Origin of the sequence: Olsenella sp. An285, from assembly GCF_002159625.1 — a bacterium.
Taxonomy (GTDB): Bacteria; Actinomycetota; Coriobacteriia; order Coriobacteriales; family Atopobiaceae; genus Thermophilibacter; species Thermophilibacter avicola.
Window position 1 is genome coordinate 1 of the sequence record NZ_NFIZ01000006.1, and the last position, 20070, is coordinate 20070.

Here is a 20070-nt window from a genome sequence, read left to right on the forward strand (position 1 = left end):
CATAAAGCGGGACGTGCCTGAAACATGCAGAAAGTTGCACGTTTCAGGCACGTCCCGCTTTATGCAACTTCCACGAGGGGAGAAGCATGGCACAGGTTGACATCAAGACGCTGGACCCCGCGGCCACGGTGGTCGTGGCAACGGGCAACGCCCACAAGGTGGTGGAGATCGAGGCGATTCTCTCTCCGGTCATGCCGGGCGTTCGCTTTGTGGCCCTCGGCGAGCTGGGCGACTTCCCCGACCCGGTGGAGGACGGGGAGACGTTCTTCGACAACGCCCTCATCAAGGCACGTGCCGCGCAGGCAGAGACGGGCCTTCTCATGGCGGTCGCCGATGACTCCGGCCTCTGCGTGGACGCCCTCGACGGCGCGCCCGGGATCTTCTCGGCGCGCTGGGCCGGCGAGCACGGCAACGACGCCGCCAACAACGAGAAGCTCGTGGAGCAGATGGCGGACGTCCCCGACGGAGCCCGCACGGCGCGCTTCCACTCGAGCGTGGTCCTCGTGCGCGGGGAAGAGGTCCTGCGCGGCGACGGCGACTGCGAGGGCGTGGTGGGCCGCGTTCCCCGCGGCGAGCACGGCTTTGGCTACGACCCGCTCTTCCTGCCGGACGAGACCCCGGGCAAGACCATGGCGGAGCTCACGCTGGACGAGAAGAACCTCATCTCGCACCGCTTCCACGCCCTCGAGGACCTTGCTGCCAAGCTGTAGGTTGACGGGCGTCCCAAAAGGGGACAGGGGCAGATTGGGACATGCGGTCGATGTCCCAATCTGCCCCTGTCCCCTTTTGGGACGCCGCTGACTGCCCCGTCAACATGTCACTCAATTCAGATACCTATCTGCCGCTGCGTCCCCGCCCGCGGCGATTTCGCGCCGCTCGCCCGAATGGGCGGCGAAACACGGCTGAAATGAGGCAAGATTCAGAGGTGTCCGGGACGGTTTGTCTCGGGTCGCCGCGGACGGGCAGGGGCCTCGACACGGCGAGTCCTTCTCATAGCTTCTGGCGGCCTCGCCCTGGTGGTCGCAGTCACATTGGCCGCGGCCGATGGGGCCGCACGGCGGGCGGGGGAGCTCGTCGTTCTATGGAAAGGATGCATCATGAGAATCGTTCGCGCCAAGGATTACGACGACATGAGCCGCAAGGCTGGCAACATCATGGCCGCTCAGGTCGTTGCCAAGCCCGACTGCGTGCTCGGCCTTGCCACGGGCTCCACGCCCATCGGCGCCTACAAGCGCCTCATCGAGGGTTATGAGGCCGGCGACATCGACTTCTCCCAGGTCAAGACCTACAACCTCGACGAGTATCGCGGCCTTCCCGGCGATCACGACCAGAGCTATCGCTACTTCATGAACGTGAACCTCTTCGATCACGTGAACATCGACAAGGCCAACACCCACGTGCCCGACGGCCTGGCCGACGACTACGAGGCCGCCTGCGCCGCCTACGACGAGGCCGTCGCCGACGCCGGCTACCAGGACCTCCAGCTCCTGGGCATCGGCAACAACGGCCACATCGGCTTCAACGAGCCCGGCGACGCCTTCGTCAAGGGCACCCACTGCGTCGACCTGACCGAGTCCACCATCCAGGCCAACAGCCGTCTCTTCGACAGCATCGACGACGTGCCGCGCCAGGCCTACACCATGGGCATCGGCACCATCATGGCCGCCAAGATGGTCCTCGTGATGGCCAACGGCGAGGTCAAGGCCCAGGCCGTCCACGACATGATCTACGGCCCGATCACCCCGTCCTGCCAGGCCTCCATCCTGCAGCTCCACCCCAACGTGGTGGTCGTCGCCGACGAGGCCGCGCTCTCGCTCTGCCCGGCCGAGTAGCCCGGCACACATTGTCCGAACGCACGAGGGGCGAGAAGAACGTTCTTCTCGCCCCTCGTCTTGTCCTGCGGTGCTGGCCGGTAGCATGCATTCTGCCTGAGCCTGGGCGCATAGGCCCAGTTGGCAGCTCGCGCGTCGGGCAGAATGCATGCTAGCGGGCTCCGACGCCCGCGCCCGTACGCTACAGGACCGTGAGTCCCTTGGGGTAGCTGTTGAGCACCTCGCAGCCGTCCTCGGTCACGATGACCAGGTCCTCGATGCGCACGCCCATGTCGCCGGGCAGGTAGATGCCGGGCTCGATGGAGAAGCACTGGCCGGGGCGCACCGGCTCGTCGTGCGTGGCGGAGACGTCGCCCGGCTCGTGGTCCACGAGGCCGATCTGGTGGCCCAGGCGGTGGTTGAAGGCCGGGCCCCAGCCCGCCTCCTCGATGACGCTGCGGGCGGCGCGGTCGATTTCCGCAAAGGTCACGCCGGGGCGCACGATCTTCTCGGCAGCCTCGTTCGCGCGCCTCACGGCTTCGTAGACCCTGCGCTGGTGCTCGGTGGGCTCCGCCGTGAAGAAGGTGCGCGTCATGTCGGAGCAGTACCAGTCCCGCTTGCAGCCCACGTCAAAGAGGACCATGTCGCCCTGGGCAAACGCGGTGTCGTCGGGCTCGTGGTGCGGGTCCGCGGCGTTGGCGCCAAAGCTCACGATGGGGGAGAACGAGTGGCCCTCCGCCCCCAGCCGGCGGTACTCGCCAAGAAGCCCGTCGGCGATCTCGCGCTCCGTCGCGCCGGGGCGCACCTGCTCCACGAGCCAGGCCATGGCGGCGTCGTTCGTGGCGGAGGCCCGGCGCATGAGCTCCTGCTCGCGAGCGTCCTTGACGGAGCGCGCGTCATCGACCACGTCTGACGCGAGCACGAAGCCCGCGGCGGCGCGCGCCTCCATGAGCGGCACGAGCCAGCGCGCGGCGAGCTCCTTGTCCACGCCGAGCGGGCGGTCTGCCGCCGTCACGCCGGCCACCAGGGGCACGGGGTCGTCCGTGTCCGAGAAGCTCGCCACCTGCGCTCCGCAGCCCGAGGCGTCGGGGAAGAGGCGGTTGGCAAAGAGCGTGGGCTCGCCCTCGGCGGGCACGTAGAGCGCGAGGAAGCGCTCGTAGGGCTCGGTATAGTAGCCGCAGAGCCACCAGATGGAGAGCGGGTCCACGATGAGCGCCTGCTCGATGCCCCTTCTTGCCATGTTCTCCCGAACGCGTTCCAGACGCCTCTCGTCCATGGGACTCCCTTCGCTCGCGATGTTCACGGGCAGTGTAGCACCCGCCTGCACAAAACGGGACGTGCCTGAAACGTGCAGAAAGTTGCACGAAACAGGCACGTCCCCTTTTGCGCAACCGTGCGGCGTGTTCTTGGCGTGAGGGAGAGTTGATTGCGATTGTTGTTGGAGTTGGGACGGACTATGATGGAAATTCCCGACTTATGCACATTCCGCCTATGTGGCGTACGGAGGCATCATGGAGAACGAGATTCCGCCCGTCAACCGGGTTGATGAGATTCGCGACGAGCTCGGCCGTCTCGAGGGCAAGCGCCTCAGGGTCAAGGCCAACATGGGCCGCTCCCGCATCGTGGAGCGCGCCGGCACGCTGGTGCACGCCCACCCCTCGCTCTTTGTCGTGGAGGTCGAGGAGCGCCGCGGCCGCACCTCTCGTCAGTCGTACCAGTACGTGGACGTCCTCACGGGTACCGTGGAGCTCTACGACGCCGAGTCCGGCGAGCGGCTCTTCGACTTTGTCGAGCCCGTTTCCGAGTAGCGCCCCGCGATGCTCGGCGCCAGGGTCGTCGAGACCCCCTGCAAGGTAAACCTCCACCTCGGAGTCCATGCCCAGAAGGACGCGCGGGGCTACCACCTCGTCGACTCCGTGATGGTGCCCGTGGCGCTCTTTGACACCGTGAGCGTCTCCGAGGCGCCCGAGCTCTCTGTGAGCTTTGCCCCCGAGCTCGAGGTCCCTGCCGAGAAGACCGGCGCGTGGCGCGCGGCCACCCTCCTGGCGGAGGCCCTGGGCGTAGAGCCGCGCGTGCGCGTTGAGGTGACCGCACGGATTCCCGAGCGCGCGGGGCTGGGCGGCTCCTCGGCGGATGCCGGCGCGACGCTTCGGGCGCTCGCCGACCTCTGGGGCGTGAGCCCGCTCGACCCGCGCGTGCTGGCGGTTGCCCGCCGCGTGGGCGCGGACGTCGCCTTCTTCCTCGATCCCAGGCCGTCGCTCTTTGCTGGTGCCGGTGACGTGCGCGTTCGGACCTTTCCCGCGCTCGAGGTGCCGCTTGCCCTGGTGATGCCGCGCGCGGACGGCGGCTCCACCGTGGAGGCCTACGCGGAGTTCGACCGCACGGGCACTGAGCCCGTGAGCTACGAGCCCATCTGCGCGGCCCTTGCCGCCCGCGACGTTGCCGCCGTTGCGGCGCGCCTGCACAACAACCTCGGCCCCGCCGCCCGCGCCCTCTGCCCGGAGATCGAGATCGTGGAGACCTGGCTGCGCGCGCAGCCGGGGGTGCTTGCGGCGCAGGTCACGGGCTCGGGCACGTGCTCCTTTGCCATCTGCGAGAGCGTGGCGACGGCAGACGAGCTTGCCCGCCGCGCGCAGGAGTTTGGCTGGCGCGCATGGTCCACAAAAACTGTTGGCTCGGAGAGAAAAGTCTGCTAGAATACTCCCTCGCTACGGGTTGTGGCTCAGCTTGGTAGAGCGCTCGGTTCGGGACCGAGAGGTCGCTGGTTCGAATCCAGTCAACCCGACCACGAACTTGCAGGTCAGAGGATACGTCCTCTGACCTTTTTTCGTTTGGGTGCCAAGAGTCACCTGTCGGGGTTCCGTATTTTGAGGCCGGGGCACGGATTCTGGCAGCGGCGTCGCGAAATTGCCGGCCAGGGCACGGAGCCGGGTCGCCGCCGGGCTCCTCTGGCGAGAAGAACGGCTACGTCGAAGCCGCGACCTGCGGTTCTTCTCGTCCGCTTATGCGTCGGGCGTCGCGCGGCGCCTCGGCTTCGTGCCCTGGCCCGACTTTTCGCGACGCGCCTGCCTAAATCCGCGCCCCAGCCGCGAAAATGGCAACGCCCTCCGGCGCCTTCCCTCCGGCGCCTCCTGTGTCGGGCGTCGCAAGCCTAGAGCGCGCTCTCCCTGCGCACCGTCGCCAGCATGTGGCGCGGCACAGCGCCGAGGGCGCAGCTGCCGATGACGTTGCCCGCCGCCTGCTTGGCCGCGTCGCTTGCGCCCTGCGGGGCATAGGCGTGGTCAAAGCGCTCGAGCATGGCTATGTCGTTGCCGCCGTCCCCGTAGACCGCGACCTCGTTCTCGGAGATGCCCAGCTCTCCCGCCAGCCACGCCACGGCCTCGCCCTTGTTGACGCTCGCCTCCGTGAGCTCGAAGAGGTCACCGTCAAACGAGGCGTTCACGATGGCGTCCGAGCGCTCCGCCACGAAGGCCGAGATCTCCGCCTTGACGCCGGGGTCCAGCTCGCGGCAGTTGACCTTGCAGATGGGGTGGGACAGGACGTCGGCGACCGACTGGTCGTAGGCCATGTCCCCGCTCGGGCCCTTGCGGCGGAAGCGCCACGCCACGATGCGGCCCATGAGGCCGGGAGAAGGGAGGTATCCCGCCAGCTGGCTCTCGCGTGAGCCGCGCACGAACGTTCCCTCGGCGGAGACGCAGACGAAGCAGCACGTGGGAAACGCGCGGAGCAGCTCCTCGACCACCTGGGGGTCGATCTCCACGCTGCGCATGAGGTGCCCGTCCGCGCCGTAGACAAAGGCGCCGTTGCCGCTCACCACCTCCAGGGGCAGGTCGCCAAAGCCGAGCTCGGCGCCCGAGCCGGACCAGCGCCCGGTTGCCAGGGCAACGTGCCTGCCCGCACCCAGCGTGCGGCGCACCCTGTGCAGGATGCCGCGGTCCGTCTGGTGCAGGGCGTTGTAGAGCGTGCCGTCGAGGTCGCTGGCAAAGAGCTTGATCAAGGGGTCGCCTCCCGGTTGGGGTCTCACGGGAGGAAGTATAGTCCGCAGAGCGCCCGGGAGGATTCGCGACGCTACCTCACCACGACAGCGCCCTCGGGGAGCGCGACCTCGGCATCCGTGGCAATCACGGTGTTGTTGCCCGCCTTCTCGGGCTCGCCCTCCCACTCGGGGACGTACGCCACGTGCGCGAACTCGCCGCCAAAGGCCTCCTCCACCTCGCGGAGCGGCCGCGCCCCGCGCCCGGCGCACGCGCAGCGCACGTTGGCCAGGTAGACGCCTCCCGGGGCAAGGTGCTCGCGGATCACGCGCGCGCCCTCGCCCGTCTCCAGCGGTCCCAGCGGCCGCTTTCCGGAGAAGGCGTCGTTCACGATTACGTCGTAGGGCTCGGCGGCGGCGCGCAGGAACGCCCAGGCATCGTCGTTTACCAGACGGAGCCGCCCGTCCTTCTCGGCCCCTGTCCTCTCGAGGCACTCGTCCAGGAAGAAGCGCTCGCGCGCGATGCGCGTGATGGCGGGGTCCACCTCCACCACGTCCGCGCGGACCTCGGGAACGTACGCCGCGAGGTACTTGGGCAGGGAGTAGCCGCCCCCGCCCATCACCATCACGCGCAGCGGGTCCCCGCGAGACGCCCCGCGAGCGCGTACGAGACTCTCGATCACCTGGGCCATCTCGCGGTGGTAGACGCACGCGAGCTCGAAGCGCAGGCCCTCGGGCACGTAGCTCACAGACTGGAACGTCCCGTTGACGTTGAGCAGGCGCACGGGCGTGCCGTCCGCGTCCGCGGAGTCAAAGACCAGGGTGAGGCCAAACTTGGTGCGCAGCATGTCCACGCCGCGACGGCGCAGGATCCAGGGGAGCGCGGCCAGCACCAGGGTGCAGACCACCGTCAGGACAACCAGCGCGATGACGAGCTCTCTCAAGGTGCCTCCTCCTGGTTGCGGGTCCGGGTGGCCGCCCGCCCGCGTTGGCATTTCTCGCGTTTAGAGATTGTGAGTAGCGCGCAACGTCGGCTATACTAGCTGATGCTGTATTGGGCCTGTGCGCCCACGAGACACATCGCACCGGAAGGACACTTCATCATGATTCTTGGCCTGGGCCCGCTTGAGCTCGTCATCATCCTCGTCGTTGTTCTTGTCATCTTTGGGCCCAAGAACCTGCCCAAGATCGGCTCCGCCCTCGGCAAGACCGTGAAGAACGTCCGCGAGGGCATGGAGGAGGGCAAGGAGGACGAGAAGTCCGAGGGCCCCGTCGAGTCCCACGACGACGCCGTCGAGGTCATCGAGGACGACGATGACGCCGACCTTCCCGAGAACGCCTCCGACGACTCCGTCTTCTGCTCCAAGTGCGGCGCCAAGAACGACGCCGATGCCGGCTTCTGCTCCAAGTGCGGCGCGAAGCTCAACTAGGCACGAGCACGCCAGGGCATAGCAGAGAGAGGGAGCAGCACATGGACAACTCCAAGAAGATCGAGCTCACCGCCGAGGGTCGCGCCAAGCTCGTCGAGGAGCTCGCGTACCGCGAGGGCGAGAAGCACGACGAGATCGTCGAGCGCATCAAGGAGGCGCGCGGCTTCGGCGACCTCTCCGAGAACTCGGAGTACGACGCCGCCAAGGAGGAGGAGGCGCGCAACGCCGCCCGCGTGAACGAGATTCGCCAGATTCTCTCGATCGCCACCGTCGTCGAGGCCGGGTCCTCCCACGACCTCACCGTCTCCATCGGCACCACCGTGGAGCTCGAGGACGAGCACGGCAAGAAGTCCACGTTCACCATCGTGGGCACCACCGAGACCAACTCGCTCGAGCACAAGATCTCCAACGAGTCCCCCGTGGGCGCCGCCCTTGTCGGCCACCGCGAGGGCGACGAGATCGAGGTCGTCGCGCCGTCCGGCAAGACCAGGAAGTACACCGTCACGGCCATCAGCCGCTAGCTACGCGCTTCCTGCGAGAGTGAATCGTAGCGCCCCGTGTCTGCAGCGTCGCAGGTGCGGGGCGCATTGTGATACGTGAGGAGAAGAGAATGGCCCAGGAGACCATCGCCGGCGCCGCCGGCTCCGCCGCAACCGACGAGCGCACGATGCGCCGCGCGCGCCGTCAGGCGCTCATTGACGCGGGCGTGAACCCGTATCCCATCGCGTCCGAGGTCACGGCGCACGCCGCCGAGCTGGAGGCCCAGTACGCGGAGCTCGAGGACGGCGCTGACACCCAGGACGTGGTGAGCGTCGCCGGGCGCATCCGCGCCCTTCGCAAGCAGGGCAAGGCCTGCTTCATCGTGCTCGAGGACGTCTCCGGCTCCATCCAGCTCTTCTGCCGCCACGACGTCCTGGGCGACGAGGGCTGGGCGCTCCTTGCCAACCTCGACCTCGGCGACATCCTGGGCGCCACGGGCACCGTCCTGCGCACGCGCCGTGGTCAGCTCTCCGTCTCGCCCACGAGCCTCACCGTGCTCTCCAAGTCCCTGCGCCCGCTGCCGGAGAAGTTCCACGGCCTCACGGACCGCGAGGTCCGCTATCGCCAGCGCTACGTTGACCTCATCATGAACCCCGAGGTCCGCGACGTCTTCCGCAAGCGCAGCCAGATCATCTCCCTCATTCGCCGCTTCATGGAGGCCCAGGGCTACATGGAGGTCGAGACGCCGATGATGCACGCCATCCTCGGCGGCGCCAACGCCAAGCCCTTCGTGACGCACTTCAACGCGCTCGACCGCGACTTCTACCTTCGCATCGCTACCGAGCTTCCGCTCAAGCGCCTCATCGTGGGCGGCATGGAGCGCGTCTTTGAGATCGGTCGCCAGTTCAGGAACGAGGGCATGGACCTCACGCACAACCCTGAGTTCACCTCGATGGAGGCCTACTGCGCCTACTCCGACCTCGAGGGCATGAAGCGGCTCTCCGAGGGCCTGTTCAAGGCCATCGCGCGCGAGGTCTGCGGCTGCGAGGAGGGGCACGAGGCCATCACCTTCCAGGGCCAGAAGATCGACATGTCGGGCACCTGGGCCTCCCGCCCGCTCTCCGAGATCGCATCCGAGTGCGTGGGCGAGGAGCTCACGATGGACACCCCCATCGAGCACCTGCGCGAGCTCTGCGAGAAGAACGGCATCGAGCCCCAGCCCAACTGGGGCGCCGGCAAGCTCCTCTTTGAGCTCTACGACGAGCTGGGCGAGAAGACCATCGTGAACCCCACCTTCGTCTGCGACTATCCCGAGGAGGTCTCGCCGCTCTCCAAGCGCAAGGCCGAGGACCCGCGCCTCACCGACCGCTTTGAGCTGGTCATCGCCGGCCACGAGTACGCCAACGCCTTCTCCGAGCTCAACGACCCCGTGGACCAGGCCGGCCGCTTTGCCGAGCAGGTGGCCGCCAAGGGCATGGGCGACGACGAGGCCATGGGCTACGACTACGACTACGTGCGCGCCCTCGAGTACGGCATGCCGCCGGCGGGCGGCATCGGCTACGGCATCGACCGCATGGTCATGCTCTTCTGCGACCAGCCGGCCATCCGCGACGTCCTGCTCTTCCCGGCCATGAAGCCCGAGACCATCACGCGCGCGGACATCGAGGCGCAGGTCGCCGGTGTCGTGACCGACAACGCGGCAGCCTCCGTGGACGCCATCGCCGAGGACTCCGAGAAGGTCAGCGTCGCGGCGGCCGAGGCCCCGGCGGCGCTTTCCGCCGGAATCTCCCGCGACGAGGCACTCGCGCTTCTCGCAGAGCACAACAAGGAGGAGTTCCACCTCGAGCACGGCGAGACCGTGGGTGGCGTGATGCGCCAGTTCGCGCTCCAGGAGGACCCCGAGAACGCCGACTTCTGGGAAGTCGTGGGCATCCTGCACGACCTCGACTGGGAGGAGCACCTGGACGACCCCGTGGGCCACACCACCTACGCCGGCGAGCTCATCCGCGCAGCGGGCGGCTCCGGGGCCCTGGTGCGCGCGATCCAGTCCCACAACTCCATGAACAACCCGGAGCTTCCCGCGCCCGAGCTGCCCATGGAGAAGGTCCTCTTTGCCGTCGACGAGCTCACGGGCCTCATCGGAGCGGCGGTGATCATGCGCCCGAGCAAGTCCGTCATGGACTTCGAGGTGAAGTCGCTCAAGAAGAAGTTCAAGGACAAGCGCTTCGCCGCGGGCTGCAACCGCGACGTCATCCGCAAGGGCGCCGAGCTCTGCGGCATGGAGCTCGACGAGCTCTTCTCGCGTACCATCGACGCCATGAAGGCTATCGCGCCGGACCGCGATACCTTCGGCAAGTAGCCCCTCCGCCGCCCCGTTCGACGCCTTCGGACGGGGCGGCCGCACTTCTCGGCGTCCGCGCGGAGCCCGCCCGCACTTCTCGCCGCCCTCCGCAGGTGCGGCCCGCGCCGCACCCCTCGGCCGCACCCCCGCACGTCCGGCGGGTGACCGCCAGCACTCCCGGCCGAACGGCGGCGAAACCGCCCGCACCTGCGGCCCGCACTCATGAGTGCGGGCCATCTCCCCTCTATTGGCGAGAAGTGCGCCATATGGCCGAGGAGTGCGCCGACTTGGTGGAGAGGCGTGCTGACGTGCGGAGCGTCTACTATCCGGGCTTCTCGCTGGGAACTGCGGGTAGCATCTGGCTGAGAAGAACGTTTCGCATGTGCGTCGAACCTTCGTCCAAGATGGTGGCGCGCACACGAGCTTCGAACTCGGGACCAGCGGTCCGGGCGAGGGAGTGCGCCACGCGGGCGAGGTAGCCGTTGAGCGCGTGTACGGTCCTCACGTTCTTGTAGCTCGCGGGAAAGACCGAGATGTTGCAGCTCTGATAGTCTCGGATGCGCCTCTGGTCCTCCTCGAAGTTCTTTTCGCTCACGTGCTCCTTGCCGTTGTACTCGCTTGCCGTCAGGTATCCCGGCCAGTTGAAGTCCGGTCGCATCTGCTTGTGCTCCACGAGGTCGCGCGCCTCTTCCGGCCACTCGATCGGCTCGTTCTCCAGAAAGGGCGGCGTCTCGATTCCTCCGAGGTCCGCTGGCAGCTTGAACGCAAATGAGAGGAGCGTCTCCTCTGGCGACCCCGCCCCGCTCTGTGCGTACGAGGCGGCGAGGCGCGCTCGCTTGAGCCCTTTTATTCCAGCCATGTTGGAGAGCAGCGCAGTGATCTCCTCGGGTTTGGCGATGGGAGGGAGCTCGAAGGCACACGGCCCGTGCGCGGGGTCGACGGGGTCTCTGACGTAGGAGCCGCATGCCTCCATGGGAAAGGTGAGCAGCTTGAAGAAGGCAGCGTTTGGGGTGAGCGAGCCCCTCTGGACAAGCGTCTTGAGCAGCTGCTCCATTCGGACGAGGTTCAGGCCAGGAGACTCGACAAAGAGCCGAAGCCCGGGATCTCCGGCATAGAGCCAGGGGCTTCCGTCTGCGTGAACCACCTCGAAGAACGCGTTTGTGGGAAGGTTGGTCAGGAGCGCTCGGGACGAGATGCATCTGGCAGTGCATCGCGTTCCACGGGAGAAGAACGTGAGGCCGAGTGGCTCGGTGGGGGAGAAGGTGCTCATCTCTTGGGGAAGGGCGATTCTCAGTGCCGTTAGGTCCACGGGGGAGGAGTGCGCATGCTTGTGAGCGTCCCCGGCGGGGATGAGCGCGAGCTCGGAATCACGCCTCGCTATACGCGTAAGCTTGAGCGAGTCGCTGCCTGCAAGAAAAACGTCCATGCGAGCCTCCTTCCCAGTGGTGTTGTCCGAGCCTAGCAGTGGGCGCTTGCAGGAAACTTGCCCCTAGCGCGCACTACGCCTGCCGGATGCTGGCTGCGAGTGCGCGAGCGAGGGGAACGAGGCGGGCAGCGGGTACGCGAACGAAGTGTGCTGGCCGGGAGAGGTTTTGTGCCGGGGCGCCTTCGGGTGCGAAATCTTCACAGGTCGCTCTCGTCTTCGGAGTGCTCCGGCCCGCACTCATGAGTGCGGGCCGCAGGTGCGGGCGGTTTCGCCGCCGTTCGGCCGGGAGTGCTGGCGGTCACCCGCCAGACGTGCGGGGGTGCGGCCGAGGGGTGCGGCGCGGGCCGCACCTGCGGGGGGCGGCGAGAAGTGCGGGCAAGGCGTCGGGAGACGCCGAGAAGTGCGGGGTTCTTCTCGCCCGTTAACGAGAAGTGCGGGCGGCTGTTTGCGTGCGGTGGCGTGTGGGTACAAACTATAGCTGTGAAACTATCGCGAGAGGACGACCTCAATGTTTGAGAAGTTTACCGACAAGGCGCGCAAGGTCATGAGCCTCGCCCAGGACGAGGCCCGCAGCCTCGGCCAGATGTACGTGGGCACGGAGCACCTGCTCCTCGCGCTCATCAGGGAGGGGGAGGGCATCGCCGCCCAGGCGCTCGAGAAGCTCGACATCTCCTATGATGAGGCGCTGACAACCGTGCGCGACCTCACGCCCAGCGAGACCGAGCCCGTCCCCGGCGGCCACATCCCCTTCACGCCGCGCGCCAAGCGCGTGCTGGAGGGCGCCTATCGCGAGACGATGACGCACGGGCAGACCTACATCTCCACCGAGCACCTGCTCCTGGGCATCGTCTCCGAGGGCAACGGCCGCGCGATGGACGCCCTGCGCCAGATGGGCGTCTCGGCCGACGCCGTCCGCAACGCCGTGAACGAGCTCATGGCCAAGCAGCCCTCCGAGGGCGCGCAGCCCGCCACGGCTGACGTCCGCATGGCGGGCTTCGGCCCCGGTCCGCAGCAGGGCGGCGAGGAGGGCTCGGTGCTCGAGCAGTACGGCCGCAACCTCACCAAGCTCGCTGCCGACGGCAGGCTCGACCCGGTGATCGGCCGCGACCGAGAGATCGAGCGCGTCATGCAGGTCCTGGCGCGCCGCCAGAAGAACAACCCGCTCATCCTGGGAGATCCGGGCGTGGGCAAGACTGCCATCGTGGAGGGCCTCGCCCAGCTCATCGCCTCCGGCAACGTGCCCGACATCCTGCGCGGCAAGCAGATCTGGACGCTCGACCTCGCGAGCCTCGTCGCGGGCTCCAAGTACCGCGGCGAGTTCGAGGAGCGCATGAAGAAGGTCGTCCGCGAGCTTGAGGAGTCCAAGGACGACATCCTCTTCATCGACGAGATCCACACCGTCATCGGCGCGGGCTCGGCAGAGGGCTCCATCGACGCAGCCTCCATCCTGAAGCCGCCCCTCTCGCGCGGCGAGATTCAGGTCATCGGCGCCACCACGGCGGAGGAGTTCCGCAAGCACGTGGAGAAGGACTCCGCCTTCGAGCGCCGGTTCCAGCCCGTCAACATCGGCGAGCCCTCCCCGGAGGACACCATCAAGATTATCGAGGGCCTGAAGGACCGCTACGAGAAGCACCACCACGTCAGCTACACCGACGCGGCGATCCAGGCCGCCGTCACGCTCTCGAGCCGCTACGTCCAGGACCGCTTCCTGCCGGACAAGGCAATCGACGTCCTTGACGAGGCCGGCGCCCGCACGCGCGTCCACAAGATGGCGCTCCCGCCCGAGATCGCCCAGACCGACGCCGATCTCGCCCGCGTGCGCGAGGAGAAGGCGTCCGCCGCCGCGGCCCAGGAGTTCGAGGAGGCGGCCCGCCTGCGCGACGAGGAGAAGGCGCTCGTGGCCCGTCGCGACGAGCTCGAGGCCAAGTGGCGCGAGGAGCTCGCCGCCAACGTGGTCACGGTTGACGAGGAGGACATCGCCGACGTGGTCTCCTCCATGACGGGCGTGCCGGTCTCCAGCCTCACCGAGGCCGAGGCCTCCAAGCTCCTGCGCTGCGAGGACGTGCTTCACCAGCGCGTCGTTGGCCAGGACGAGGCCGTGACCAAGGTGGCCAAGGCCATCCGCCGCAGCCGCTCGCCCCTCAAGGATCCGCGCCGCCCCGGCGGCTCGTTCATCTTCCTCGGCCCCTCGGGCGTGGGAAAGACCGAGCTCGCCAAGGCGCTCGCCGAGTTCCTCTTTGGGTCCGAGGAGGCGCTCATCTCCTTTGACATGTCCGAGTTCATGGAGAAGCACACGGTCTCCAAGCTCGTGGGCGCGCCTCCCGGCTACGTGGGCTATGACGAGGGCGGCGAGCTCACCAAGGCCGTCCGGCGTCGCCCGTACTCCGTCGTGCTCTTCGACGAGGTCGAGAAGGCCCACCCCGACGTCTTCAACGTTCTTCTCCAGATTCTGGAGGAGGGTCGCCTCACGGACGGCCAGGGCCGTCACGTGGACTTCTCCAACACCGTGATCATCATGACGTCCAACATCGGTGCGCGCGACATCGCCCAGACCACCACGATGGGCTTCTCCGCCCAGGGCGCCTCCGGCCTCTCGGACAAGGAGATCACGAGCCGCGTGATGTCCGAGCTCAAGAAGCACTTCCGCCCGGAGTTCCTCAACCGCGTGGACGAGGTCGTGGTCTTCAAGTCCCTCACCCCCGAGCAGCTGCGCGGCATCGTGGAGCTCATGGTGGCGGACCTTCGCGAGCGCCTCATCGCGCAGGGCATGTCCATCGAGCTCACGGACGCGGCGCGCGACCTCGTGGCCAAGGAGGGGGCGGACCCGGTCTACGGTGCTCGCCCGCTGCGCCGCGCCATCCAGACGCTCATCGAGGACCCGCTCTCCGAGGAGCTGCTGCAGGGCATGTGGCACAGGGGCGAGATCATTCGCGTGGACGAGAAGGACGGTGCGCTCGTGTTCGAGCACGCCACGGGCGAGATTCCCGCTCCGCGGCGCCGCGAGCACCTCATGAGCCCCGACCTCGCCTCGCTCCCCGAGCCCTCCTCGGGCGCGTCCGGCGCGGGCGGCATGCTCACCTCCGGAGCGTAACCGTGACAGGGGGACGGGGGCTTGTCACCGCTCCGTCCCCCTGTCACGCACGATATACTTTTGACAAGAGTCGCCCGCCCCTTGGGGCCAGCCTGCCTACGGAGGGCCGCACATGGATGCTTCCCAGCTGGAAAACGGCGTCGCCGAGCGCGAGCAGCGCTTCGAGGCCGCCATCAGAAACACCGCTCCCGGCACCCCCATGCGCCTTGCGCTCGACATGATCCTCGCCGGGCACCTCGGGGCGCTCATCTGCGTGGGCGACACGGAGAACGTGCTCGCCGCGGGCGACGACGGCTTCCGCCTGGACGTCTCGTTCACTGCCAACCGCCTCTTCGAGCTCTGCAAGATGGACGGCGCCGTGGTGGTGGACCGCGACCTCACCAAGATCCTGCGCGCCAACTACCACCTCAATCCCGACCCGTCGCTTCCCACCTCCGAGACGGGCACGCGCCACCGCACCGCGGCACGCATGAGCCTGCTCACCAAGGCCACGGTCATCGCCGTCTCCTCGAGGCGCTCGGTGGTCCACGTCTACGTCGACGGCAAGGGCTACGAGCTCAAGAGCGTGAGCAGCCTGCTCTCCACGGTCAACCAGCTCACCGTTGCCATGCAGAACACGCGCAACCAGCTCGACCGCAGCCTCCTGCGCCTCACGAGTCTCGAGCTGGACAACGTGGTCACGCTCGGCGACGTCACCGACATCTTCTACCTCTTCGAGGTTCTTCTCAGCGCCGGCGAGGAGCTGGACGGCTGCGTCGTGCAGCTGGGCAGCGAGGGCAAGGTTACCCGCATGCAGCGCGAGGAGTACCTCGCGGGCATGGACGAGGCCTATACCCTCATGATTCGCGACTACGCGGTGGACTCCTCCGAGGACGCCGCCCGCGCCATTCGCAAGCGCCTGCACGACACCGTGAACTCCCAGCTCCGCTCCGCCCGCCTCGTGGCCAAGCTCCTTGGCTTCACGGACGGGCGCGGCGAGGACGCCATCATGACCCCGCTCGGCCTGCGCACGCTCTCCCGCGTGTCCGTCGTCCGCGAGGGTATGGCCGACAAGATCGTGGACGAGTACGGCTCGCTCCAGGAGGTGCTCGAGGCGGTGGACGACGACCCGTCGCGCCTGGGCGAGATCGGCGTCAAGAACCCCGGCGTGCTCGCCAACAGCCTGCACCGCATGTGGGGCAAGGGCGAGTGATGGGCGCCCCGGCCCCCTGCCCCTGCGCGTGTGCCGAGCGCCTCGGCTTTGCCGGGGAGGAGCCGGACACCTGCGCCGTCATCGTTGCCGGCGGCACGGGCGAGCGCTTTGGGGACCCACGCGGCAAGCAGTTCGTCGAGCTCTGCGGCCTCCCGCTCATGTGCTGGTCCCTTGCGGCCTTTGACCGGGCGCCCTCGGTGGCGCGCATCGTCGTGGTGTGCGCACAGGACCGCGTGGCGGAGGTCGAGAAGGACGTGCTCTCCAGAATCGCCCTGAGCAAACCCGTCTCCCTGGCGCCCTCCGGCGCCACGCGGCAGGCCTCGGTCCTCTCGGGGCTCTCCGCCGCGCCGCGCGACCTCGCGCTCGTGGCGATCCACGACGCCGCCCGCCCCCTGGTCGAGCCCGAGCAGATAGAGCGCGTCCTTGCCGCCGTCCGCGTGGACGAGCAGGTGGCCGGTGCCATCCTCGCGGCCCGCACGGTGGACACGCTCAAGCTCGTGGAGGGCAACACGATCATCGCCACGCCGGACCGCTCGTTCTACTGGTCCGCGCAGACCCCGCAGGCGTTTCGCCGGCGCGTCCTGCTGGCGGCGCACAAGGCGGCCGCCCGCGACGAGTACGAGGGAACCGACGACGCCTCGCTCGTCGAGCGCATGGGGGGGCGCGTGGTGGTGGTCGAGGGTACGCGCGACAACATCAAGGTGACGCTGCCAGAGGACCTGGCCATCGCCGAGGCGGCCCTCGAGCGGCGTCTGCTGAGCTGACCGGCCGGGGCGCGCAAGGCCCGGCGCTCGGACAGCTTGCCGAGAAGGACGCTCGGCAAGAACTCGCGGCGGGCCTTGCGCGCCCCGGCCTGCCGCTACGACTCGTCACGGGAGGTCCCGCACATGCTTCGGATCGGACATGGGTTTGACGTGCACGCGTTCGCGGAGGGGCGCAGGCTGATACTGGGCGGCGTTACCGTGCCGTGTGAGCGCGGCCTGGCCGGCCACTCGGACGCGGACGTGCTCGCGCATGCCCTCATGGACGCCGTTCTGGGCGCCCTGCGCGAGGGCGACATCGGCAGGCTCTTCCCCGACGACGACCCCGCCTACGAGGGGGCAGACTCGCTCGTGCTCATGCGCCGCGTGGCCGAGCTCGCGCGCGAGCGGGGCTGGCGCGTCGCGGACGCGGACTGCACCGTCGCCGCCCAGGCGCCCAAGCTCGCGCCCTACCGCGATCAGATGCGCGCCAACATGGCCGCGGCGCTGGGCGTTCCGACAGACGCGGTGGGCGTGAAGGCCACCACCACGGAGCGTCTGGGCTTCGTGGGCCGCGAGGAGGGCATCGCCGCCTGGGCCGTGGCCCTTCTCGAGCGCATCGAGTAGCGGAGGAGCCGCGGCGGGAGGTTCTTGTCGCCCTCCGGCGCTATACTGGTCCAACGCAAGACAGCCAACCATCAAGGAGCACCCATGCTCGTCTACAACAGCCAGACGCACAAGAAGGAGGAGCTCGTCCCCCTGGAGGAGGGCAAGATCCGCATGTACGTCTGCGGCCCCACCGTCTACGACCAGATCCACATTGGCAACGCGCGGACGTTCCTCGCGTTTGACGTGATTCGCCGCTACCTCATGTACAAGGGCTACCAGGTCACGTTTGCCCAAAACCTCACGGACGTGGACGACAAGATCATCAACCGCGCCAACGAGGAGGGCAAGACGGCCGCCGAGGTTGCCGAGGAGTGCTCCGCCGCCTTCATCGAGCAGATGCACCGCTTTGGCGTGATGGACCCGGACATCCGCCCGCGCGCCACACGCGAGATCGAGGCCATGCAGGAGATGATCTCCCTACTCATCGAGCGCGGGCACGCCTACCCCGTGCCCTCGGGCGACGTCTACTTCTCCGTGCGCTCCGACCACAGCTACGGCGTCCTCTCTGGCCGCGACCTCGACCAGATGCGCGCCGGCGAGCGCGTGGAGGTCAACGACGAGAAGCGCGACCCCTTTGACTTTGCCCTCTGGAAGGCCGCGAAGCCCGGCGAGCCCAGCTGGCCCAGCCCCTGGGGCGACGGCCGTCCCGGCTGGCACACCGAGTGCTGCGCCATGATCCACCGCTACCTGGGCACCCCCATCGACATCCACGGCGGCGGCGCCGACCTCATCTTCCCGCACCACGAGAACGAGACCGCCCAGGCCATGTGCGCCTGGGACAGCGCCCTCGCAAAGACCTGGATGCACACCGGCATGCTCCGCGTGGACGGCGAGAAGATGTCCAAGAGCCTGGGCAACTTCTACACGCTCAAGGAGGTGCTCGACAAGTACCCGGCGGATGCGGTGCGCCTGCTCATGCTGCAGACCCACTACCGCGCCCCGCTCGACTTCTCCTTCGAGCGCCTGGAGGGCGTGGCGGGCACGCTCGAGCGCCTGCAGACCTGCGTCCGCAACCTGCGCTGGTCCGCCGACCGCGCCCCGCAGGACGGCGAGCTCAACGAGCTCGATCGCGCGCTCGGGCGCAAGATCGACGAGGCGCGCGCCGAGTTCTGCCGCCAGATGGACGACGACTTCAACACCGCCGGCGGCCTCGCCGCGATCTTCTCGCTCGTGACGGAGGCCAACACCTACCTCGCGGGCGCCGCGGACGACACCTCCACCGCGGTGTGCCTGCGCGCGGCGGACATGCTCTGCGAGCTCGCCGGCGTCATGGGCATAGAGCTCCCGCGCACCTCGCAGGCAGACGACCTCCCCGCGGAGCTTGTTGACCTCGCGCGCGAGCACGCCGGCTACGAGGGCGACTCCGCCGCCGAGGCCGCCGGGGCGCTTCTCGCCGCCCGGCAGGAGGCTCGCGCCCAGAAGATGTGGGCCACGGCGGACGCCATCCGCGACGGCATCACCGCGCTCGGCCTCGTGGTCGAGGACACCGCCTCCGGCGCGCGCCTGCACCGCAAGGAGTAGGGTGCCGACGTACGCGCATGCCACCTTCTCTTTAATTCGCGCAAAAAAGTACGAGCAAATTTTTGCTCGTACTTTTTTGCGTATACTAGGAGAAAAACCGCGATGAAACCAAGGGGAGCCGCATGCGCGAGTCCAAGACGGTTGAGTTCAAGGAGTCCGTAAGCAACTCGTTTCTTAAGACTGTCTCTGCATTTGCAAACTATGGTGGCGGTACGGTCTATTTCGGCGTCGCTGACGACGGGGCGACGGTGGGTCTGCGAGACCCCGTGGGAGCATGCCTCGATATCGAGAATCGCATCAACGACTCGATCTCGCCCGTTCCGGAGTTTACGCTCAGCGTGCGTGAGTCCACCTCGACCGTCGAGCTCAAGGTCATGCCGGGCATGGCGACCCCCTACCTCTATCGCGCAAAGGCTTTCAAGCGTGCGGACAGCGCGACGGTCGAGGTCGATCGTGTCGAGCTCATGCGCCTTGCACTCGCCGGCAGCAACCTACGCTTCGAGCAGCTTCCGGCGGATAATCAGGACCTTACGTTCACGTGTCTCGGGGCGGCCTTGCGAGACGAGCTGGGGCTCGAGAAGTTCGACTCCGACACCCTCAAGACGCTGGACTTGCTCTCGCCTACGGGCAGCTATAACAATGCTGCGGCAATCCTGGCCGACAACAGCTCGTTTCCTGGAATCGATGTCGCGCGCTTTGGCGAGAGCATCAGCATGATACTCAAGCGCGCCACGTATGAAGGGGCATCGGTGCTCGCTGAGTTTGACGACGCGGTCCGGCTCTTTAGGGACGCGTATTGCTATGAGCTGGTGAAGGACGTCCACCGAACCACGGTGGAGACCATACCGGTCAGCGCCTTTCGCGAGGCTCTTGCAAACGCCGTTGTCCACAGAACCTGGGACGTTGCGGCGCGGGTGCGGGTATCAATGTATCCCGATCGCGTCGAGGTCTCGTCCCCGGGGGGTCTTCCAGCGGGCATGTCCGAAGAGGAATATCTCTCCGGCAGGGTCTCTGCCATGCGCAACCCCATCCTGGCCAACGTGTTCTATCGCCTCAACATCATCGAGGCGTTTGGCACGGGAGTCATCCGGATCAGAGAGGCGTTTGAGCATAGCGTGACAAAACCCGAGTTCGTCATTTCGGAGAATTCGATAGTGGTCGTTCTCCCCCTCCTAAAGGAGGACAGAGGCCTGACCGAGGACCAGCAGCTGGTGTACGACCTGCTTGGTCCCGCGCGCCTCATGCCTGCCGGGGAGCTGGACCGGCATGTGAGCTTTAGCAGGTCAAAGCTTACGGGAATCCTTAAGCAGCTGATCTCTCTTGGGCTTGTGGAGACAAGCGGCACGGGCAGGGGCCTGAAGTATCGTCGCGTTTCGTAACGCGAGCTCGGTATACT

17 protein-coding genes and 1 tRNA gene are annotated in these 20070 nt (G+C 67.6%); 14 read left to right on the forward strand and 4 right to left on the reverse strand.

Annotated features, from left to right (window positions below):
- Positions 1-86 precede the first annotated feature (86 nt).
- On the forward strand, positions 87-710 hold the full coding sequence (gene rdgB / locus B5F79_RS05175) for an RdgB/HAM1 family non-canonical purine NTP pyrophosphatase (RefSeq protein WP_087218375.1): 624 nt from the start codon (positions 87-89) through the stop codon (positions 708-710).
- Between the two features lie 387 nt (positions 711-1097).
- Positions 1098-1832 (forward strand): glucosamine-6-phosphate deaminase, encoded by a 735-nt coding sequence (nagB, locus tag B5F79_RS05180; protein ID WP_087218378.1) that lies wholly within the window; start codon positions 1098-1100, stop codon positions 1830-1832.
- Positions 1833-2013: 181 nt separating this feature from the next.
- Here nagB and B5F79_RS05185 read toward each other — a convergent pair whose 3' ends face one another.
- Positions 2014-3087 (reverse strand): M24 family metallopeptidase, encoded by a 1074-nt coding sequence (locus tag B5F79_RS05185; protein ID WP_087218381.1) that lies wholly within the window; start codon positions 3085-3087, stop codon positions 2014-2016.
- A 235-nt stretch (positions 3088-3322) separates the two neighbouring features.
- On the opposite strand from B5F79_RS05185, the gene B5F79_RS05190 reads away from it, so the two are divergent.
- From B5F79_RS05190 to B5F79_RS05200, 3 genes are all read left to right on the forward strand, one after another.
- Entirely contained in the window at positions 3323-3619 is a 297-nt protein-coding gene (locus B5F79_RS05190; protein ID WP_087218384.1) for a Veg family protein, read from the forward strand.
- Positions 3620-3628: 9 nt separating this feature from the next.
- Entirely contained in the window at positions 3629-4507 is an 879-nt protein-coding gene (locus B5F79_RS05195; RefSeq protein ID WP_087218387.1) for a 4-(cytidine 5'-diphospho)-2-C-methyl-D-erythritol kinase, read from the forward strand.
- Between the two features lie 15 nt (positions 4508-4522).
- Positions 4523-4599 (forward strand) — tRNA-Pro (locus tag B5F79_RS05200).
- 363 nt (positions 4600-4962) lie between these two features.
- Here the strand turns inward: B5F79_RS05200 and B5F79_RS05205 are convergent.
- Positions 4963-5808: an HAD family hydrolase gene (locus B5F79_RS05205; protein WP_087218390.1), complete on the reverse strand. Its 846-nt coding sequence runs from the start codon at positions 5806-5808 to the stop codon at positions 4963-4965.
- 71 nt (positions 5809-5879) lie between these two features.
- Positions 5880-6728, reverse strand: a complete 849-nt coding sequence (locus tag B5F79_RS05210) for a spermidine synthase (protein WP_087218393.1) — start codon at positions 6726-6728, stop codon at positions 5880-5882.
- Between the two features lie 159 nt (positions 6729-6887).
- Between B5F79_RS05210 and tatA the strand changes: the two genes are divergently transcribed.
- The 3 genes from tatA to lysS all read left to right on the forward strand — a co-directional run bounded on the left by tatA (position 6888) and on the right by lysS (position 10053).
- Positions 6888-7214: a twin-arginine translocase TatA/TatE family subunit gene (gene tatA, locus B5F79_RS05215; RefSeq protein ID WP_087218396.1), complete on the forward strand. Its 327-nt coding sequence runs from the start codon at positions 6888-6890 to the stop codon at positions 7212-7214.
- 41 nt (positions 7215-7255) lie between these two features.
- On the forward strand, positions 7256-7735 hold the full coding sequence (greA, locus tag B5F79_RS05220) for a transcription elongation factor GreA (RefSeq protein WP_087218399.1): 480 nt from the start codon (positions 7256-7258) through the stop codon (positions 7733-7735).
- Between the two features lie 89 nt (positions 7736-7824).
- Complete coding sequence (gene lysS / locus B5F79_RS05225) at positions 7825-10053, forward strand: lysine--tRNA ligase (RefSeq protein ID WP_087218402.1); 2229 nt, start codon at positions 7825-7827, stop codon at positions 10051-10053.
- A gap of 304 nt (positions 10054-10357) precedes the next feature.
- Here lysS and B5F79_RS05230 read toward each other — a convergent pair whose 3' ends face one another.
- Complete coding sequence (locus B5F79_RS05230; protein ID WP_087218405.1) at positions 10358-11461, reverse strand: hypothetical protein; 1104 nt, start codon at positions 11459-11461, stop codon at positions 10358-10360.
- A gap of 508 nt (positions 11462-11969) precedes the next feature.
- On the opposite strand from B5F79_RS05230, the gene B5F79_RS05235 reads away from it, so the two are divergent.
- The 6 genes from B5F79_RS05235 to B5F79_RS05260 all read left to right on the forward strand — a co-directional run bounded on the left by B5F79_RS05235 (position 11970) and on the right by B5F79_RS05260 (position 20053).
- Positions 11970-14552, forward strand: coding sequence for an ATP-dependent Clp protease ATP-binding subunit (locus B5F79_RS05235; RefSeq protein WP_087218408.1), 2583 nt, complete (start codon positions 11970-11972; stop codon positions 14550-14552).
- A 112-nt stretch (positions 14553-14664) separates the two neighbouring features.
- Entirely contained in the window at positions 14665-15744 is a 1080-nt protein-coding gene (disA, locus tag B5F79_RS05240; RefSeq protein WP_087218411.1) for a DNA integrity scanning diadenylate cyclase DisA, read from the forward strand.
- Positions 15744-16508 (forward strand): 2-C-methyl-D-erythritol 4-phosphate cytidylyltransferase, encoded by a 765-nt coding sequence (gene ispD, locus B5F79_RS05245; protein WP_087218414.1) that lies wholly within the window; start codon positions 15744-15746, stop codon positions 16506-16508. The genes disA and ispD overlap by 1 nt, the downstream gene beginning before the upstream one ends.
- A 123-nt stretch (positions 16509-16631) precedes the next feature.
- Positions 16632-17111 (forward strand): 2-C-methyl-D-erythritol 2,4-cyclodiphosphate synthase, encoded by a 480-nt coding sequence (gene ispF / locus B5F79_RS05250; protein WP_087218417.1) that lies wholly within the window; start codon positions 16632-16634, stop codon positions 17109-17111.
- Between the two features lie 84 nt (positions 17112-17195).
- Entirely contained in the window at positions 17196-18674 is a 1479-nt protein-coding gene (gene cysS / locus B5F79_RS05255; protein WP_087218420.1) for a cysteine--tRNA ligase, read from the forward strand.
- A gap of 122 nt (positions 18675-18796) precedes the next feature.
- Positions 18797-20053 (forward strand): ATP-binding protein, encoded by a 1257-nt coding sequence (locus tag B5F79_RS05260; protein ID WP_087218423.1) that lies wholly within the window; start codon positions 18797-18799, stop codon positions 20051-20053.
- The last annotated feature ends 17 nt before the right edge of the window (positions 20054-20070 follow it).

Coding starts and splice junctions, on each gene's coding strand:
- rdgB (WP_087218375.1), top strand. CDS start 87: ATGGCACAGGTTGACATCAAGACGCTGGACCCCGCGGCCACGGTGGTC.
- nagB (WP_087218378.1), top strand. CDS start 1,098: ATGAGAATCGTTCGCGCCAAGGATTACGACGACATGAGCCGCAAGGCT.
- B5F79_RS05185 (WP_087218381.1), bottom strand. CDS start 3,087: ATGGACGAGAGGCGTCTGGAACGCGTTCGGGAGAACATGGCAAGAAGG.
- B5F79_RS05190 (WP_087218384.1), top strand. CDS start 3,323: ATGGAGAACGAGATTCCGCCCGTCAACCGGGTTGATGAGATTCGCGAC.
- B5F79_RS05195 (WP_087218387.1), top strand. CDS start 3,629: ATGCTCGGCGCCAGGGTCGTCGAGACCCCCTGCAAGGTAAACCTCCAC.
- tatA (WP_087218396.1), top strand. CDS start 6,888: ATGATTCTTGGCCTGGGCCCGCTTGAGCTCGTCATCATCCTCGTCGTT.
- greA (WP_087218399.1), top strand. CDS start 7,256: ATGGACAACTCCAAGAAGATCGAGCTCACCGCCGAGGGTCGCGCCAAG.
- lysS (WP_087218402.1), top strand. CDS start 7,825: ATGGCCCAGGAGACCATCGCCGGCGCCGCCGGCTCCGCCGCAACCGAC.
- B5F79_RS05230 (WP_087218405.1), bottom strand. CDS start 11,461: ATGGACGTTTTTCTTGCAGGCAGCGACTCGCTCAAGCTTACGCGTATA.
- B5F79_RS05235 (WP_087218408.1), top strand. CDS start 11,970: ATGTTTGAGAAGTTTACCGACAAGGCGCGCAAGGTCATGAGCCTCGCC.
- disA (WP_087218411.1), top strand. CDS start 14,665: ATGGATGCTTCCCAGCTGGAAAACGGCGTCGCCGAGCGCGAGCAGCGC.
- ispD (WP_087218414.1), top strand. CDS start 15,744: ATGGGCGCCCCGGCCCCCTGCCCCTGCGCGTGTGCCGAGCGCCTCGGC.
- ispF (WP_087218417.1), top strand. CDS start 16,632: ATGCTTCGGATCGGACATGGGTTTGACGTGCACGCGTTCGCGGAGGGG.
- cysS (WP_087218420.1), top strand. CDS start 17,196: ATGCTCGTCTACAACAGCCAGACGCACAAGAAGGAGGAGCTCGTCCCC.
- B5F79_RS05260 (WP_087218423.1), top strand. CDS start 18,797: ATGCGCGAGTCCAAGACGGTTGAGTTCAAGGAGTCCGTAAGCAACTCG.